Genomic DNA, 18,752 nt, shown 5'->3' with positions numbered 1-18,752 from the left:
TGCGAAGGGTTATGTAGATGCTATCTGATGACTATATATTAGAACAAGCTATTGCACGAAAATGGTTAACACAAGAACAGATAGACTTGTGTTCCATAGAGAAAAGCAAAGATCAGAGTGTCTTGGACGTTTTAGTGGCCAAAGATTTTTTATCTAAAGAACAAGTAGATAAATTAACATGGGAAGAGCTTGATGACGATGATTGCTTCTTATCTTCTGACTTAAAGCTAAAAGTAATGAGTGTCGATGATCTAGACGCTGAGATGAACAAGACAAACAACAACAAAGAACAGAAAAAAAACCAAGACAAAACTCCTAGCTCTCAACAAACAAAAGATCCTCTCAATACAGCACATTCAGAAGATCCACTGCTTATAGGTGAAGGATCAGCAATTGCTGCTCATGCTATTATTGGTGAAGACTCTAGTTTTGAAGAGCCGGTATTTGGAGAAGGGTCTACATTTGTTAAGCCTGCGGCATTTGCAGAAGAAGTACTTGAATCGCAACCAGAGATAGACACTCTCGATCAAAAAATGCGTAAGTCTTCTGTTGCCGATGAGGAAATTTTAGAATTTGATAATGACTTTCTCGAAAGTAATTTTGAAAATCCTGCATTCAGAGCCTCTGATCCAATAGAAGCAGAAGAAGAAGCTTCAAAAGAATTAGATGCATTACGTTTAGACAGCGCAGAATTTACTATTTCAGGTAATGTCGCTTTACCAGAATTTGCAGAGAAAACGACCACACGTGAGCCTAAGAAACCAGTTAAAAAACAAGTATCAAAAAAAGTTACTCCTGCACCTGCGCCTGCGCCTAAAAACAAAAGTAAAAAAGCACCTAGTGAAAAAGTAAGTAAAATAAAGTCTCAATATTCAAAGCCTTCTCAAGGTAAATCGATGAGCACACCTTTTGGAAAAGCAGCGATTCTACTAAAGATGGCGACAGAGGAACAAGTAAACGACGCTCTTCTAAGCCAAGTTACCGATTGTAAAGGTAAAAAAATTGGTAAAATTATGGCTGAAAAGGGTTACTTAACCAATGAACAAATAAAAACTATTTTAAGTCGCCAAAAAACATCAACAATGATTTGTCCTGTTTGTGAAAAAAGATATCAAATTGTTTTATTTCAAGCAGGAAGAAGCTATCGTTGTAAAAGTTCCAAATGCCCGAAGAAGCCAGAGCTATTGGAATTAAGAAAATATCTTAAAAAACGCAAGAAAAGCATTGATATTTCTCATGTACCTAAAGATGTTGAAGTAATGGGTTTAACAGGTGAAATTTCATTAAAAAGAAAAAAACCGAAAAAAGATCCGTTAGAAGCTTCGCAAGAAGAAATGGTCACTACTCCTGAATTACTTAAGGATGTAGGAATTCAAAGCCATGAAGTTGCAAATATTGAAATAGAAGAAACAACAAAATCTTCAAAATTCTTCTTGGTATTTATGCTACTTATTGTTGTGGGAGGATCAGGATATTTTGCTCACCACACCGGTCTTATGGATAAATTTTTAGCAAAGTACTTGAATACCACAGAAAAAATGCAGGAAGACTACAGCGCGATCATTTCAAATAAATACAAAACAAGTGACAAAAAAGAAGTACTACAAAGAATAACAGCTTTCAATAATTTTCAAAAAGACTATCCGAAAAACCCATACAAAAGAGAAATAGCAAAAGAGTTGTTAGCTCTTGAACAATTGCTAACTCAGTCTGACTCCATTTCTGATTTCGAAAAATTAACAGCTGAAATTAATGCAAGTATCTTAAATGAAAAATTTAATAGCGCTCTATCTGTCTTACGTAATTTCAAAGATGAAAACCCTAGTTATTCTTCTAAAAAAATCTCAAATCTAACAAGATTCATCAAAAACAAGAGCAAAGAGAAGCTAGACATTGTACTTAATAAATTCGATGAACTACTAGCAAACAAACAATACGATGAGGCAAAAAACCTGCTTATTGAAAATAAAAGTGGTCAATTACTAGGTAATCTCGAAATTATAAATAGTAAACTCAATTCAATCATTCGTTTACAACAACAAATAGAATGGTTAGACATTGCACAGCAAATAGCGAAAAAGACATATCCTCTACTAAAAAGTCGTAAATATAAACAGGCTCAATCGATTGTCAAAAGTTCAGCTGGTGACAACCCGCAATTACAACTTTGGAGTAATTGTGTAGGAAAACTGCCTAACGTGTCGAAGAGTTTTCAAGGAGGAATGTCAAAATTAAAAGGCAAAACAACGACTTTGTATTTTGACATTCAAACGAAAACAAGATCTCTTGCTGCTCCACTAGCTAATTTCAATTATAGTAAGTGGCAAATATTATTAGGGTCTAGAACATTATCAATTAGCTCTTTAAATCATAAATCAATTGCTAAGATTATTCGTTACAAAGAGCGAAAGCACAGTTCGTTTGATATGGCATTGTTTTGTTGTACATGGAAAGATAAATTATACGTTCAAAATATTGAAGGAACAGAAAAGGAAATTCTGGCACTTTATGTTTTCGAAAACTATAAATACAATATTAAACGCGGCAAATTGAATGGAATGCTAAACTCCTTAGTAACAATAAAATCTCTCAAAGATACACAGGTATATTCTATCAAAAAAGAGCAGCTAGCATCTGCGTTAAAAAACGTTGCTGCAAGAAAGACAAAGCTAAAGAATAGACTATATTCTTTGATAAAGAAATATTTTGCTGATACACAAGTCGCAAGAAATTTGTAAGCTTAAAATTCCAAGCAATAACTTTTTAAACATGAATGTGGATAGACCTCAATATGAAGTATATTTTTTTATTTGTAATATTTATGACTTTTATATGCGCAGATGCGGAACTTGTTTTAAAGTTTCGTGCTGAAAAAGGGCTAATATACAATACTGAAACATTGTATACTAACTCTTGGCAAATACAAAAAAAGAACAGAACTCTTACTTCCAAAGCTGCTGCCAAATATATTAAATTTTACAGTATTTCCATTGCAAAGCGAAATGGTGTTACTCAAGAGATTTTTACGTTACCTCCTGAAACAAATCGCTTGTCGTGGAAGATTCCCAAAACAAACAGTAACGGTATTTTTATCATTACTGTTACTGCTGTTCCTAAACACGAATCCTTCCCTCGAATACGAGGGGTAATTCATTTTTATGTTACGCCAGCAAAACCAACACTTAAGTTACCGAAAGAATTCCCACAATGTTTGGTTGTTCTCATGGATTGGAATGGAAAAAGGGGCTTTTGTAAAGAACTTACTCCTACAGCCGCTCTATATTACGCACAAAAAACTTGTAAACACATTCGCCAGAATTTTAGTTCAGATGAATATGAGCAATATTTGAGCATAATAGAAAAAATAGAAAATACCCCTGTTGCAGATACAACGATTTACTGTTCTCAAAAAAATGCAACTCTTGAAGTAGATGGGCATAAAATTGGATTCTTTGAAAATTGGGATCGTAAAAAAAAGAAATACTATTTGCGCTTTTCATTGCCCATTCGTCTGCAAAAAACCTACAGAATATTCGTAAAAAAGGGTTATTTTACTTACGATGGCTTTTTTCTCCATTCGAAAAATAGTGAGCATGTAGTAAATATTTCAAAAAAAATAAATATAACTATTCACTCTGAAATTCCGTTTAGAATAACCGTTTTAGGTGTTAAAACTAAGTGGGAAAACAAACATGTTTTTCAAGAAAAGCAAGGGAAAGCTTCTTTTCTATACTTAGAGTTCAAAGACGAAAAATTGCGAATTGACTTTGTAGCGAAACGCAAAGAGAAATGGTTTATCAAAAAAAATGAACAATATTTTTATTTAAATATTGCAAATAAAAATCACCCATTTATAAACAATAAAGTAAGTCTATTAGATTTTTGAGGAGAAAAAATGCGTACTGCAATAATAACTATAGCTGCAATCATTTTATGTAGCTGTGCAAGTCCAGTACAAGAAACCGTTGAAATTCAACAGAATACAATTGATGACCTTAGTTCTCGTTTAGAGAAGATGGAAGGCAAATTGGAAATCCAGCAACAAAAAATAGATGGTTTAGAATCAGAAATAAATACGATGAAATCTGGCTTGCGAAAGGTAACACCAGGTTATTTGGAAGGAACAATCCAAGAAGGAAATTTTTAATGTGGAAATGGTTCCTCGTTTTTATTCTATTTTGCAGCTGTACTGATAAAACGCAAGTAACACATGAAGAATCAAATGAAGATTTTTTGTATCAAGCTCGTATTTGCTACAGTAAAAAAGAATTTCAAAAAAGCGCTTCTCTGTTCACAAAAGCTCAAAAAAGAGAACAAAAATCAGAAGTACTTGAGGCGCAACTGGGAGAAATACTGTGTTTAATTGCTTTAAATAGCAATTTCAAAGCAAAAATAAATACATGGCATATAGAACGTCTTTATTACTGGCAAGGGCACTCTTTAGATCCTTTAGACGAAATACCTACTAGCTATCAAGAGTATTTTCGTCAACTGCAAATTGAAGACTACAAACTCTATCATATTCTCGATTTGCTGCTCGAAACAGGACAAGATCAAAGTGTGCAAAATTTTTTACAAAGTTTTCCACAAGCCAGATTGAAAAATTTTATTGTAGCAAAAGCTTGGTTTGCTCTCCAAAGTAACTTATACGATGAAGCGCATAGGCTATTTAATATGGTGAATGCAAACAAAGATCTTACTATAAAATCGGGCATATTACTCACAAATATCTTATTAAAAAAACCAGTGAGTTCATCCGATCTAAAAAGTATAAAAGACAAAAAACAGTTTTACATTGCCAATAAACAAGTACCAATAAATGACGATGAAAAATCAATTATAAGTAATATGATTTTTCATTTAGGAGTTGTGGCCAAACTTTCAATTCCAATATGGGAACAAGGAAAAGCATTCGTATCGCGTAATAAAAAAAACATACAAGAAGAAGCGCATAATGATTATCTACAGTTATTTTCGTTAGCAGTCGCTTGGAAACTAATTACTAAAGGTAATTTGTCTTCTGCAAAACAAAGTTTCCAAAAGATAATTAATAATAAGAAAAAACTTTCGCGTTTTTACGAAGCACATCTTGGTTTAGCTATTATTTTATGGATGGAAGAAGAAGATTACGAAGAATTGCATCCTCATTTTACTTGGTTAAAAGGAAATAACTACTGGCTGGGTGGCAGATCTATTTCGATACTACTTAAAGAACGTCGTCCAAAACAAATGTGGCAAAAGTTATTGCAAGAACATTCAGAACACAAGGCCTATCTAGTAGTACTAGATACCTTATGCCGTTTAGGAGAAGGACGATCTGCACATGCTCTACTTGGTACTCTTATGAGTGATTTTGAAAATGCAGATCTTATTTCTTTATATGAAAAAGAAGATAAAAATATTCCTAAAGATGTATATGCGGAAAATAAAATCTGGGAAAAAATAGATTGAGATTGCTATGAACAAACTACAATATATATGTGCGGCTGTTTTATTTTTTTCAGTGTGTTTCGCACAAGAGGAAATCGTTTACGCTGAAATGGAATTCCCACTTAGTTTTGTGGAGCAAATTAGACAATACACATTCAATCCACTAGCTAGGTTTCAAACGCAAGTGGAAGGAAGACTAATAGAGTTAACTACAGATCCCCTTGTTGATATTTATCAAGTAACTTCTGGGCAACAGGCTTATCGTTCATGTTTAGCTACTTTTAGAACTGTAAAGTTAAGAGATCGCGAAGTTCTTAGTTTTAATTTACAAAATGCTCTCTTTCAAGATGGAAAAAAACTTAGTTTTGACGATGTTCTTTTCTCTTTAGAATACAAAAAGTTGAATCCAGACAGTTGGAAAGCAAATAATAGTTTAGTAATTACAACACAAGGTAGTAACTCTTTTAATGCCTTCTATGGTAATTCATTAGGAACAGCACCACTTCCTGGCGAATTTTATTTCCCTATTGTCGATAAAAGATCTTACCTTAATAGTCAAACTCCAAGTAAATCACGTGTTTCTAAAAGAAAACAAAAAAATATTGGCTATGGTCGTTACAAAATAGACTCGATCGAAGAAAATCGCTTTATAAAAATGAAGCGCACAGCAAAACACCCTTATTTTAGCAATCTACAATATCCAAACAATCACCGACCAGTTGAATATATTACCATGTTCTCTTTTCCCAATGCGCGTATTACGCGTAACGAGCAATTTATTAACGGAAATGTACACCTTATAACTGAGTCTTTGCAAACAGATGTCAGTTATATTCAAAATACACTTGGCAAAAAAAACGTAAAGACACTTCGTTATTCAGATGATTCATTTAGCGGTTTTGTTTTAAATTGCGAACATCCATATCTTGTTCCAGCAGCAGTTCGACGTGCTTTCAATTACATGATCCGCAAGCGTTTGATGTTAAAAAAAGCTCTTGCCGGAGAAGGAGAAATTATTGCCGCTCCTTTACCACGTCGTAATTTCTTTTATAATGCCAAAATACGACCATATACAGATGACACTGAAATAGGTCTTAATTTATTAAAATTATATCGTTACTGGGGATTAGATGTATACAAGAGCGATAACAACGTTATTGTTTATTCTGCATCTGGCGAACGCGTCAAGGAATTTGAGTCTGGTGATATTATCAAGGAAATAGAACGCGTTCCGGTGTCTTCCATTGCAGAACTACTAAAACAACTCGAACAACGCAAAGATGAAGAAATTGTGCGCATTAAAGTAACAAATGGTAATCGTGTATTTGTTCGTAGACTACAAAACAAGCTAAACGTAGATGTTGGTATATGGAAATCAGTCAATATTACAGGCAATACTTTAAGTGGTTTTCCAAAACTATCACTCATTGCCAATAACCCTCAAGGCAAAAATCAACTAGTTAAACAAATTTGCGGGGCACTAAAAGAAGATTTTGCTAAATTTGGTGTTGAAGTGACCATTGATTATCTTGTTCCCGACAGCTACTACCCAAGACTACAAAAGGGAGATTTTGATATCGCATTCCGAACTGTCAAATTAACCGGAACCCCGAATTTAACTAGATTATTTCAGCATAAAAAAAATCAAAAGAATATCAAAAATGTTAACTATGGTCGTTACCATAACGCAACCATTAATAAAATCGCAAATAGTACTCGCGATGTAACGGACGTAAAAATACTACAACAAGCATGGCGCAAAGCTTTCTTGATTTTACATCATGATCCACCATATATTTTTCTGTGGAGCCGTAACCACATAATAATGCATGATCCAAAATTAAAGATTTTATCTCCTGGGCCAGAATACAAAGTTCCACATGGATATACACAAATAAACGGCCTTATTAATATTTTTAATGAAGTTCATTTGTGGTCTGTTTCTGACAGGTAGTACTTGAAATTTTTCACATATAAACACATCGAGGTAGAGTTCGGCCAAAAGACAATACATTTTCGTTAAGTTCACAGCTCGTAACTATTTTAGTTTACAAAAGAGATGTATAACTCCTCTCCTACGGGAGAGGATAACTTGCGAAATGAAAAGATATTGATCAAGACAATATTTCTCCGTACGAATAAAAATATACTAGCCCCGAAACGCCAAATAAACACTCTTAACTCAACAGTAGTTGAACATCACAAAAAATAATATTTCTTTCACACAACATAACGCATTAAGACAAATATTTTCATCGGAGTTTTGGTTACAAAAATATGTGAACAAAAAATACGCGACTTCTTCTTGTATTTCTTTTCGCTTTTGCCTTTGACATTTCTATATCTCCCTCAATACACTCTTTGGAAGATACACTTTATCTTAATAACAGCAATTCGTCAACAGCACCTAATCACTACATGATATGGACTACCAAAAAATCTATTTATTTCTCTTTGGAAAAATCAAGTGTTGGATAAAGAGGATTTTCAAATACCGCTGCTCCGGCGTTAATTGTTGGCAATATAAAATAATTCCACGAAGAACTTACCGCAGCTACACCGTTTTTAAAATAGCCGCTCATTGTCTCTACAGAATAATCTAATTGTAAATCGTGAATAATTATTTTTGAAAACAACATAATAGCCAAATAACGTCCATTTGGAGAAAAAGACATTGAGTATATCTTTTCTGCTGTTGGAATTTTTTTTACAATTTCTGCTTTTGGATTATAAATAACAATACATTGTTCTTTTGCACTAAAAAATGTAATGTGTTGTTTTTTCGGAGAATAATTTAAAAAGCGAACGCTTTCTTCGTGTGAGGTTTGCCATAATTTAACTAAATGTATTTTACGATTTCGTAATTCCAATATAGCAATTGTTCCTTTTTTAGAGCCTATCACCATTTCTTGGTCTTTATTATGAGTACTGAAACTTATCGTTCGAAAACCAGTTCGATAGTAAGCTATTTCTTTTTTATTATTTATATTTAGAAAATGAATTCCGTTATTACGGCTAACAACAACATACTTATTAGCCAGAAAAGCGACATTATTAATCGTTTTGTCTTGTAATTTCCAATAAATTTTTTGGTTCGTTAAATTGATTAAATCTAATTGAGCTTCCTTATACACCACACCAAGCCATTTACTATCGTAACTCATAGAGAAATTGGTAATAAATTTTTGCTGAAGAATACTATTATTTATGTAGAAAACAGAGTTGTTGTTACTTTTTATATCCCACAACGAAACAACCATAGAATAAATACCAACAAAAAATTGATCATTCATGCTCATCTGAAAAGGTTGTGAAAACAGAGATTCTATACTTGGTAAACTTTTTTGTAAAGCGCTTAAAACAGGTAAGGTTTTTTTGTTTATTGACCACGTGCCAGCAAGACTACTTTCAATTTTCCAGACTTTATATTTATGAACGCCATTTTTCTCAGAAATAGTAATCAGCTTTTTACCATTCTTAGAAAAACGTACGCGGTAATTTTTTTCGCCAGTAATAATCTGTGAAATAACACTAAATGTTTTTGTATCCCACAAACATACCTTACCATCATTACTTGCTGTTGCAAAAATACGTCCAGATTTTTGAAAACAAATATCCTGTACTATATAACTATGAAATTTAGCGACTGCTGTATTTTTAGTCGCTATATTTGTTAAATATACACTGCCATCACTATTTCCATATACCAAAAATTTATTGTCAGGACTAAAACTCAAACTGGTCATTGTTTTTAGTCCCATAATCACAAAAGAAGACTTTTCTATAAATTGTAAATTCTTTTTTTTCCACACATACAAAAGCCCTCCAAGTGGTCCAGCAAGATATTTGCTATCTAATGAAAACACAAGTTTTGTACGATAAGAATTTCGATATGTGCCTCTTATACTTTGCTCTTTTCCTGAAGGAATATGGATAATAGTAATATCAAAACTGCGTTTCACAACACACCATTCGCCAGTTGTGTCCAAAGCAAGATAGCTAACTACACCTGAATTTTGCCTTAATTGCAATTGTTTTTTTTGCTGTTTTCTATGTAAAATAAGTTTTTTGTCGTAAGAAATTACAGATTTATTTATTGGAGCTATATTAAAATCTCCGCTCTCAGAAAACGTAGTGATTTTTTGGTTGGGGTACAAATATTCTTCAGAAAAATCCTGACTGCGAACATTGTGGAGATAAAGAGCACCGTTCAAATGTGATACAAATGCATCTCCATAACGGCTTATCTTAAGAGGCTGTGTAGCTTTAATAGCAAATTCTTTTTCAAAAATAAGTTTATTACTATGTGCTAAACGAATATCTAGTTCAATCTTTTGTTTTGTTTTTTTAGTTGAATTATCAGATGAAAGACCTAAAATTTTTTGGGCCTGCCGAAATTCACTTTCTGCGGCATCAAAATTTCTGTTTGCTGTCTGATAACGTCCCATATTGATATGTGATTGCGCTAATTTTTTTTGCGAATTATCGAGAGCTTGTTCTTTTTCTTTTTTGGCCTCTTGCAGGTCATTATATGCTTTCTGCAAAGAGTTATTCATTTCCGCAATTTGAATACTTGCAAGCCATTTTTGATATGAGAACATTACCACTACACCAATAACAGAAACCAAAGTACAAAGCACAACTGTTTTAATGCGATTTCGATATATCCATTTATTCAGCTTGCCAATAGTACCTGGAGGTTTCGCTATAAGAGGTTTGTTTTCTAAGAAGTTTTGTAAATCTTGTGCTAGGTTTTTAGCGCTACGATATCTTTTATCTTTGTCTTTCTCTAAGCATTTAAGACAAATAGATTGTAAACCACGAGAAACATCGGGAATTAATATTGATGGTGCTATGGGATCATCGTGAAAAATTTGTTGAGCAACATTAATAAAGTATTGCCCTTGAAAAGGAGGCCGTCCGCACAGAACTTCATACAACGTAGCTCCTAAGGAATATATATCTGATCTTTCCTCTACAACATCACCATTTGCTTGTTCAGGGGACATGTAATAAGGAGTCCCTATTACCTCTCCTTCAACAGAAACATTTGATTCAGACGTTTTAGCAAGACCAAAATCCATTACTTTTGGTATCGTGTTATCGTCTACCATTATGTTATCTGGTTTAATATCGCGATGTAGTATTCCTAAACTATGTGCATGCTCAATTGCCACTGAAATTTTATACATGATTTCTGCTATTTTTTGAGCATCAGGACGATATTTTTTTATATATGTGCCTAGTGGAACACCTGAAATATATTCCATTGTAAAGTAAGGAAAAGGTGTTTCCCCTACTTCAAAGAGGCGCACAACATTTTCATGATTAATCTGCGCCATACTTTTGATTTCGCGCACAAAACGCTGCAACACCTTATTACTCATGCTACTTGTATCAGTAATAACCTTAATTGCAACATAGCGATTGAGTTTTACATCACGAGCTTTATATACAACCCCCATTCCACCACGACCAAGTTCTCCTTCGATATAGTAGTGATGAAACATTTGTTGCAAGCTCACTTTTTGAGGATTTTCTGGTTGGGTCGGCGCTTTCGATTGTGTTTTCAATAACGCAGTACATAACTGTATATGATGGAAATCCCAAACTCTTTGTTGGCCCAGGGTTGTTGATATTTGTTGCAATTCATTGCTCGAATAAATACTTCCTACCCACTTAACATCACAATTTTTTAAGATATGTTGTTGTAAATTTTGATATTGTTGTTGTGTTATTTTTTTTTGCTGAATAGCAATTTCCATAAGCGTATAACTCACAAAAAATACATGCCACTTTTCTATCTCAGATACAGAAAGAAATTGTGCTACATTTTCACTCGTAATACCTTGGTGAGAATTTACCATACGCGGAACATAGCTTTTTATGTACGTAGGTAGTACCTGATTTTTAGTTTTCACAACAAACAAGCCTTTACTATAGATTTTCGTCTATTTTTTCTGCGACTTTCGCGGCACTCAAATAATCTTGTTCATTGTCAACTTCTAGCCACGGTAGATCGTTTACATTCACTGGATAAAAAGGATGTTCAGTCATTAACGCAAATAAAAAATCTTCGTAATTAATCTCTTTTCCTTGGTCTGGATCGGTATTTTCTAAATTTTTACGTAATTCTTTTGTTGTTGCACTTGATAATTTTGTAAATCCTACCCAATCACCATCTGCTTTTGTTTCTGCATCTCCCCAGAATGCTTTACTTATTTTTCCTTGCTCAACAATAATTTTTACTTCCTCACGGCCATGATCAAAACACCCTAAAGTCATGGCATTCTTTTCTTTTTGCGCTATAAGACGCTCCAAAATCCGATAATCATAAAGAAGATCGGACTCTATGATAACCATTTCTCCTTCAAGGTGTGGTGTAGAACAAATAAAAGAAGATCCACTTCCTCTTGTATAATCAATATTGTGAACAATAGTACAAAAGTCGGAAAACTTATTTGTAATAAAGTCTTCGAGTAGTGTATTGAGATAACCTGTAACCACGACTACCTCGGAAAAACCCACTTTTTTTAAATTATTAAGACTGCGTTCTATAAGTGTTGTTTTATTTATTTCAAGTAGGCTTTTTGGCTTGTCTTTGGTGTATTCTTTTAACCTACTTCCACGCCCTGCGGCAAGAATAAGAGCTTTCATCGAAAATTCCTTAAGTGAGTTGCAAAAATTTTGTGGTTAGCTAAAAATAAACAAAGCTCAGCAATGCTGAGCTTTGTTTAAAGCATGTAGCAAAAAATAGTTTACCAAATTTTAAGTACTCTGTAAGTGAAAAAGAACTACACTGATAAACAAGGTCACTAAAAATAGTGAATTATTTTTTGCCCAAAACGCAAATATTAATTTAGAACGGTGGTTCATCCATCGGTGGTTGGTTCCAATCAGGGCTTCCACCACTTGCACCACCTGAATTTTCAGGAGCTGGAGGACTCCACTGATCTCCACCTCCACCCCCACCTTGGTAATCATTGTAACCCGAAGACTGACCACCATAGTTTCCTCCGGCTCCAGCTCCTCCGCCACCTGCTTGTGGGTCTTTTGGATCTAGAAATTGTACATTGTCAGCAACAACCGTTAGTTTTGAACGTTTTTTTCCGGTCTCGCGATCATCCCAACTTTCAAAACGAAGTCTTCCACCGACAAAAACTTGACGACCCTTGCGTAAATTGTTATACACAATCTCTGCAAGACGCGCCCAACAACTAATATCAACAAACGCTGTTTCTTCGCGTAGCATACCACTACTATCTTTATATTTACGACTTGTTGCCAAAGAAAAATTTGTAACGTTCTGCCCTGAAGGAATTTGTCTTATCTCAGGATCTCTTGTTAGTCTACCAATTAAACGAACTTCATTTAAATGAGCCATATTTTTTCCATTCAAAATACATAATTGAGTGACCGCAAAAGTGATTTTGGATTTTTAGGTCACGAATAAATTTTACTCTAAAAGTACTAGGAGGTCGAATTGCCGACATTCCCTAACATTTTACTACATTTTACGACAAGAATTCCAACAAACGCTTGTAACAATACAAAATATACCTATCCCTAAGTACATAAATATATATTCATAAACTTTTGGGTAGTTGAAGGGATAATTTGCTCCGATGACACACAACTCATACAAATTTTGTGTTCTTAGTATATCAAAATTGGTATAACACCTGCTCACACCGATTATAGGATTGCTATACAGAATACAGTTTATTATAAAATCTTTGTCAATTGCCCAATTTTTTACAAAAAAATTTGTCCATAGTACATTTGTTATCAAAAAGAGTAGAAGTGTACTGCACAATATACCTGTTGTCTGTAACAAACGTCCAATGCTCAAAATGGCAAAGAATAAACTAAAATATATCAAAAATAATTCCAGATACTGTGGTGAAAACCTTCCACGCAAACTAACAGGCAAACACAACTCTAATAAATAAACTGTAGCTATCAAAACAAAACACCAGAAAAGTGCATACGAGAGAGTAATTAAGTAATTTTTTTTATGCGTTAACTGCGAATAAAAAGCCACTGGTATTATAACCGCGACAAACAAACCTCCCAATGAAAATGAGCGCATAAACATAATAATTTGGCGCGTTGACAGGTCACTTACAAAGAACAAACAGTAAGCACAAAATACCATCCACACAGAGGTAATGACAAGAGCAGTGTAATGTAACCCTTTCATTAAAAGCCTTTAGGTCTTTTAAGCTGTAGTAAGGTAGCATTTGTTACTGTTGTACTATTTTTTAAATGAGTACCGTTGTTATCCATAATTAGAAATATTTTTTCAGGTGTCATGGCAATGCCTTCGACTAAACCAAACGGATCTTCTCTATTGTAAATTTTTTTTGTTATGTGTCCATAGTAGGCACTAGAAACTATACATTTTTTTTGTGGGTCTATACATAAAATTTTATACTCATTGCGGTAAATAACGTACAAATACTTATCGCAGTATGCGCCGGAAAAATCAGGATAAATAGCATATTTTCCATCATAACGTGGAAGATCTTTACCTCCGGGAACATCAAAACTACCTACAATGTTCTGTTGAGATATTTCATAGATGTGTCGATACATTCTTTCGTTGATAACGTACATTTTCCGAGTAGTCTTATCGTAAGAAATACCTTCAAAACCGGCATTACTCATTCCAGAAAAAGGATTCCAGTTCTGATCTTTGTTATACTTTTGGAAATCGAAGGCTAATTTTTGCATTTGTCCATCGTCATTTATTTTCAATATATTTCGATTGCGCTCATCGCAAACGTATAAAAACTGTCCATCTGTAGTAATTCCTTCGAGATCAACGCGAAATTTTTGTTGGCTACGATAGTTATCCATGTTTTTTTTGTTTAGTAAGATAAACGGCTTAGCCGGCGCATAATTTTCCTTATCATAAGACAATTTATAAATTTTATCGCAATTTTCCGATTTATCACTAACCGTGAGTAAATTATTTTTCCAAAATGTTAAACCCGAAGGATCAAAATTTTCAACACCGTTTGTTGATACGACGAACCACTTATTTTCTAATTCTAAAGTAAAAACTACTAATAATAACAATAATACTTTTAACATATTACACCTTCTAGATTTAGGCTTTAGGGCACAAACCCGATTACTTTTCTCTAACCTCTTTACTACCAGAGTACATTTCAAAATACAATAATCGGCAGTCTAATGATCCATTGTGTAGAGGTATGCGTCGCGAAGCGCGGAGCCCTATTTTTTTAGCTGCTTCCAAATTTCCCGTAAAAATATAAGCATCGAAACCTGCATAGTTTTTTTTGAGTGTGTCACCAATCATTTTATATTTTTCATTAGGATCATCTTGTATTTTTTGTCGCGAATTATAAGGCGGATTCATCACGATTGTTCCCGAAGAACGACGCGGTTCAAAAAATTCAAATGGTTTGTTATACACATGAATGAATTTACTTAGACCCGCATTTTCAATATTATCGCGTGCCATCATACAAGTTTTTTTATTTACTTCGCATCCCATTAGAGAAAGAGACGTTGTTCTACGTCGACGTTCTACCTCAGAACGCAGTTTTGTATATAAAACTTTGTCATAATCTTTCCAGGTCATAAATCCAAATTTTTTACGAAAGAAACTAGGAGCTATATCAAGCGCAATCATGGCAGCTTCAATAAGAATAGTTCCGCTACCACACATTCCATCGACAAAAGCACTACTACGATCCCATTTACTAAATAACACAATTGATGCAGCTAAAACTTCATTGAGAGGAACTGTATGAGTTTGTGTGCGGTAACCACGCTTGTGTAGAGATTGTCCCGAAGTGTCTAAAGACACACTTACCTTGTTTTTGTTTATATAAAGAACAACTCGCAAATCAGGTGATTTTAAATCTACAGATGGTCGTTCCCCTGTTCGCTCACGAAATTGATCCACGATGGCATCTTTTGTTAATTGTGCTGTATAAAGCGAATGTTGAAAAGTGGATTTAGTAAGAATCACATCAACAGCGATAGAATTCTTATTATCTATATATTTAGACCAGTTTGTTTTTTGTATTTCACTGTACAATTCTTTTTCACTGTAGGCTGAAAATAAATCGATGGGTTTTAATATGCGAATGGCTGTACGGCACCACAAATTAGCCCTATAAAGTAATTCCTTATCACCTTCAAAAGTAACTAAACGCTTTTGAGTTTCAACTTTTTTAGCACCTAACTCCGTCAACTCTTTTGCAAGTAATTCCTCTAAACCACTGAGCGTGGTAGCATGCATTTGAAAATTTTCCAATATTTTTCCTTATAAAAAAATAAAAAAACAACCATAAGGCTATCTAACGGTTATATATAATAAGCGCAACCCTGTTCGGGCTTTGCTACTGTATTTTACTACTAAGGGATATAATGTAACACCTTTTAGATAAAATACATACCCTAGAGCGTATTTTTTACAATACATTCTAAAATGAGGACCATATGATATTATTTCATGGTACAACTGAAGACAATATAAAAAACATCAAACGAAATGGTTTACTTGCCTCTACTCAGGACCAGTGGATTATGGAAGTAACCAAGGAAAACGTTTGTTGCCTATCTAATGAACCTACCTCTGGCGAAGGTGGCAGTCCTATTTATTTTGCAGGGCGCCATTCTCGAAGCAATAACCAAAATGGCTATCTTGTCGTTATTTCACTCCCTGTTGAAACTTTTATTGAGAAACGCATTGCTATTTTTGACAATAAAATAATCGATGATTATGCCCAATATCATTTTTTTTTACGCGAAGAGTTTCGCCAAAAAGGTTTTGAATTATACAAAACTTTAACAAAAATAAATGCGAAAAATTTAGATTCCATTCCTATCCAAAAAATAGAACAACGACTCATTGTTCCATCTCAGGACCAAAGAACTTACTACAAAAAACTTCCTTACTCAGAAAGAGAGCTCTCTTACAAAATAGAAAATATTATACTTAGTGAGCATTTATATCAATTTATTAAATTTATAGGGGGATGGAATTGCTTTTACGACTTCTTACATTTTCATTTTAGCACTTTTAGTGATGACACTTACAAAAAAATTAAACAAAGATCTCCACGACACAATGCTGATTTTTGGCAGCAATTTTATCAACGTTATTCTCAGGGGCATCCCCATTTTCAAGAGTGGTTTTCGCCATTGTGGTTAAAAAATAAAATGCAAGAATCAGCTTGCAAAAATAGCCAAATTCTTACAAGTTCTATTGAGAAAAAATACATAGTCGGCTTTATTCACGTTACAAATGCCGCCGGAGTTGTCTCGCGTTTTCGTCCAGTTAAAAAACATCACAAAAGACAAGCTCGCTATACTTTGGGAAAACGAATTTGGCGAGAGGTTTACCGCATGATTAGAAAAATAGAATAGCATTTTTCTATCGAAAGAGAAAACAATAATCAGTTTTCTCTTTCAAGTCACTGTAGCGTATCGCGAACCTACTCCACAATAGGAGATTGCCCACGTAAAATGCTATTGTCTTGCCAGAATTTTGTTTGGTCTATCTTTATAGGCTCTGAAATCATTTCTTCAGAAATTTTTCCACTATTTGCATAAAAAGCAATGGGATTTTTCCAAAATAATTTAGTTATATCTTCATCAGAAAAACCTGCGTCGCTCATCAATTTCGCCGTCTTAGGAATATTCAAGGGATCGCTAATTCCCCAGTCAGCAGAACTATTGACTAATATTCTATCAATACCATATTTTTGTACAAGTGTGACCATACGATCTTTACTCATTTTGGTTTGCGGATAAATTGTGTGCCCAGCCCAACAATCAGTTTGTTCTAAAACCATCGGTAATGTTTCTTCCATATTGTGATCGATAACAACATGTTTTTGATTTATCCCAACTTCTTTTACAATATCAATAGAACGCTGAGTTCCTCCTTTTTTATTGCGATGAGGAGTATGTATAATCACAGGTAAATTATGGTCTTTTGCTAATTGTAGTTGTTCTATAAAATATTTTTCTTCGACACTTGTCATATCATCAAGACCTATTTCTCCAATACCAAGAACACTCTCTTTATGAATATACATTGGTAATAATTCCATTACCTCAGCAGCAATACTAGAGTTAGCTTCTCGTGGATTAAGAGCTATTACGCAAAAGTGGTGAATACCAAATTGCGACGCGCGAAATCTTTCCCAACCAATAATTGTTTTCAGATAGTCTTCATAGGTACCAGCATGTGTTCGTGGTTGCCCTAACCAAAAAGATGGTTCGCATACTGCACGAATTCCCATTTCTGCCATTCTTTGGTAATCATCTGTTGTTCGCGCACTCATATGAATGTGTGGATCAAAAAATTTCATTTGTTATCTCCAATAACTTGTTGCAGAACATCTTTGATTTCTTGGTTTTTTTCTATTTCTATTTGTTGTTTTATTAGTGAATATTGCGGTTGTTTTTCGAGTAGCAAAGCACGCGCTACCCAGTAACGATGATCAGCAGATGAATGCTGTAAGTATTTGTAAATTCGTTGTTTTTCTTTTTCATTTGAAAAAGGCGTAACAATTAACCATAGTTCATGAGGAAAATCTCTATTTGCCGCTTCGCGCTCGTCTATATACTGGTTAACCATTCTACTTAATTCACTATTATTTTTTTGCTTTATCCCATATATTGTCGCCACAGAAATGTTCATAAATACAGCCTTCAACACCATATTATTAAATTCTTGCAAAGTAAAAAATTCACAAGGATACGGATTCCCACATGCTAACGCAGCAAGAACATCGGGAATATTTGTTCGAATAGCATCAAGAGCAAGAGGTAAAAAATTTACTTTATATTTTGTAGTGGCTAATATCTTAAGAAGAGAACACTGTTCTTTGGTGTCAGCAATACGATAACTTTTCCTAAATGCTTCTACATATTGATATTGCTCTACATTACTAATCTTTTCGAAAATGGCAGCGCGGAGAAAATCTTCTAGTGACCAGTAACTAAATTCAATGTAAGGCGTAGTACTTTTTAACTTTTTTATATCTTCTTCTCTAATTTTTGTATCATAATTCCATTGGTACACACGCGAGAATATTTCTAACAATTTATTTGTTGAGTAAGAATTTATTAGTTGAGAAAGAGCATTTTCGAAATGAACGTATTTTTCGTTAGGAATGTGTTTTTTAAGAATATCTTGGAACATAATACTGCTTTCTGAGCTGATGACCTCGAAAATCAATTTGCGAAAATATTTTGTATATAATAGAATATGGACCATAAAAGATAAACTAATTTTCTAACTTTTGAATAAGAAAACATATCTTCACAAA

13 protein-coding genes are annotated in these 18,752 nt (G+C 33.9%); 6 read left to right on the top strand and 7 right to left on the bottom strand.

From position 1 onward, the window contains the following. Positions 1 to 17 precede the first annotated feature (17 nt). Genes UABHE_RS04590 through UABHE_RS04570 form a run of 5 tightly spaced genes read left to right on the top strand, consistent with a single transcriptional unit; the run spans position 18 to position 7,384 of the window. Positions 18 to 2,738 (top strand): hypothetical protein, encoded by a 2,721-nt coding sequence (locus UABHE_RS04590; protein ID WP_372369057.1) that lies wholly within the window; start codon positions 18 to 20, stop codon positions 2,736 to 2,738. Between the two features lie 53 nt (positions 2,739 to 2,791). Next, a complete protein-coding gene (locus UABHE_RS04585; RefSeq protein WP_372369056.1) occupies positions 2,792 to 3,886 on the top strand; it encodes a hypothetical protein in 1,095 nt (364 codons plus the stop codon). A 9-nt stretch (positions 3,887 to 3,895) separates the two neighbouring features. Then, complete coding sequence (locus tag UABHE_RS04580; protein ID WP_372369055.1) at positions 3,896 to 4,147, top strand: hypothetical protein; 252 nt, start codon at positions 3,896 to 3,898, stop codon at positions 4,145 to 4,147. Continuing rightward, positions 4,147 to 5,451 carry a hypothetical protein gene (locus tag UABHE_RS04575; RefSeq protein WP_372369054.1) on the top strand — a complete coding sequence of 435 codons (1,305 nt, stop codon included), beginning with the start codon at positions 4,147 to 4,149 and terminating at the stop codon, positions 5,449 to 5,451. Before UABHE_RS04580 ends, UABHE_RS04575 begins: the two co-directional genes overlap by 1 nt. Positions 5,452 to 5,458: 7 nt before the next feature. Then, the gene (locus tag UABHE_RS04570; RefSeq protein ID WP_372369053.1) at positions 5,459 to 7,384 is read left to right on the top strand and encodes an ABC transporter substrate-binding protein; all 1,926 of its coding nucleotides are present in this window, start codon (positions 5,459 to 5,461) and stop codon (positions 7,382 to 7,384) included. A 490-nt stretch (positions 7,385 to 7,874) separates the two neighbouring features. Here UABHE_RS04570 and UABHE_RS04565 read toward each other — a convergent pair whose 3' ends face one another. The 5 genes from UABHE_RS04565 to UABHE_RS04545 form a co-directional block, all read right to left on the bottom strand. Further along, the gene (locus UABHE_RS04565) at positions 7,875 to 11,351 is read right to left on the bottom strand and encodes a WD40 repeat domain-containing serine/threonine-protein kinase (RefSeq protein ID WP_372369052.1); all 3,477 of its coding nucleotides are present in this window, start codon (positions 11,349 to 11,351) and stop codon (positions 7,875 to 7,877) included. Between the two features lie 16 nt (positions 11,352 to 11,367). Next, complete coding sequence (locus tag UABHE_RS04560; RefSeq protein WP_372369051.1) at positions 11,368 to 12,087, bottom strand: NTP transferase domain-containing protein; 720 nt, start codon at positions 12,085 to 12,087, stop codon at positions 11,368 to 11,370. 202 nt (positions 12,088 to 12,289) lie between these two features. Beyond that, complete coding sequence (locus tag UABHE_RS04555; protein ID WP_372369050.1) at positions 12,290 to 12,814, bottom strand: single-stranded DNA-binding protein; 525 nt, start codon at positions 12,812 to 12,814, stop codon at positions 12,290 to 12,292. Positions 12,815 to 13,632: 818 nt separating this feature from the next. Continuing rightward, positions 13,633 to 14,529, bottom strand: a complete 897-nt coding sequence (locus UABHE_RS04550; protein WP_372369048.1) for an esterase-like activity of phytase family protein — start codon at positions 14,527 to 14,529, stop codon at positions 13,633 to 13,635. 40 nt (positions 14,530 to 14,569) lie between these two features. Continuing rightward, positions 14,570 to 15,724, bottom strand: coding sequence for a class I SAM-dependent RNA methyltransferase (locus UABHE_RS04545; RefSeq protein ID WP_372369047.1), 1,155 nt, complete (start codon positions 15,722 to 15,724; stop codon positions 14,570 to 14,572). Between the two features lie 185 nt (positions 15,725 to 15,909). Here UABHE_RS04545 and UABHE_RS04540 point away from each other — a divergent pair, with 185 nt between their 5' ends. Beyond that, on the top strand, positions 15,910 to 16,839 hold the full coding sequence (locus UABHE_RS04540) for a hypothetical protein (protein ID WP_372369046.1): 930 nt from the start codon (positions 15,910 to 15,912) through the stop codon (positions 16,837 to 16,839). A gap of 68 nt (positions 16,840 to 16,907) precedes the next feature. Here UABHE_RS04540 and UABHE_RS04535 read toward each other — a convergent pair whose 3' ends face one another. Together UABHE_RS04535 and UABHE_RS04530 are read right to left on the bottom strand one after the other, a co-directional pair. Further along, complete coding sequence (locus tag UABHE_RS04535) at positions 16,908 to 17,789, bottom strand: TatD family hydrolase (RefSeq protein WP_372369044.1); 882 nt, start codon at positions 17,787 to 17,789, stop codon at positions 16,908 to 16,910. Continuing rightward, positions 17,786 to 18,625, bottom strand: coding sequence for an EboA domain-containing protein (locus UABHE_RS04530; protein ID WP_372369043.1), 840 nt, complete (start codon positions 18,623 to 18,625; stop codon positions 17,786 to 17,788). Before UABHE_RS04530 ends, UABHE_RS04535 begins: the two co-directional genes overlap by 4 nt. Positions 18,626 to 18,752 lie beyond the last annotated feature (127 nt).

The organism is Candidatus Uabimicrobium helgolandensis, assembly GCF_041508025.1.
In the GTDB taxonomy this organism is placed as follows: domain Bacteria; phylum Planctomycetota; class Uabimicrobiia; order Uabimicrobiales; family Uabimicrobiaceae; genus Uabimicrobium; species Uabimicrobium helgolandensis.
This window is presented reverse-complemented; position numbering and strand designations above follow the sequence as displayed.

Coding starts and splice junctions, on each gene's coding strand:
- UABHE_RS04555 (WP_372369050.1), bottom strand. CDS start 12,814: ATGGCTCATTTAAATGAAGTTCGTTTAATTGGTAGACTAACAAGAGAT.
- UABHE_RS04570 (WP_372369053.1), top strand. CDS start 5,459: ATGAACAAACTACAATATATATGTGCGGCTGTTTTATTTTTTTCAGTG.
- UABHE_RS04590 (WP_372369057.1), top strand. CDS start 18: ATGCTATCTGATGACTATATATTAGAACAAGCTATTGCACGAAAATGG.
- UABHE_RS04550 (WP_372369048.1), bottom strand. CDS start 14,529: ATGTTAAAAGTATTATTGTTATTATTAGTAGTTTTTACTTTAGAATTA.
- UABHE_RS04535 (WP_372369044.1), bottom strand. CDS start 17,789: ATGAAATTTTTTGATCCACACATTCATATGAGTGCGCGAACAACAGAT.
- UABHE_RS04540 (WP_372369046.1), top strand. CDS start 15,910: ATGATATTATTTCATGGTACAACTGAAGACAATATAAAAAACATCAAA.
- UABHE_RS04530 (WP_372369043.1), bottom strand. CDS start 18,625: ATGTTCCAAGATATTCTTAAAAAACACATTCCTAACGAAAAATACGTT.
- UABHE_RS04585 (WP_372369056.1), top strand. CDS start 2,792: ATGAAGTATATTTTTTTATTTGTAATATTTATGACTTTTATATGCGCA.
- UABHE_RS04580 (WP_372369055.1), top strand. CDS start 3,896: ATGCGTACTGCAATAATAACTATAGCTGCAATCATTTTATGTAGCTGT.
- UABHE_RS04560 (WP_372369051.1), bottom strand. CDS start 12,087: ATGAAAGCTCTTATTCTTGCCGCAGGGCGTGGAAGTAGGTTAAAAGAA.
- UABHE_RS04575 (WP_372369054.1), top strand. CDS start 4,147: ATGTGGAAATGGTTCCTCGTTTTTATTCTATTTTGCAGCTGTACTGAT.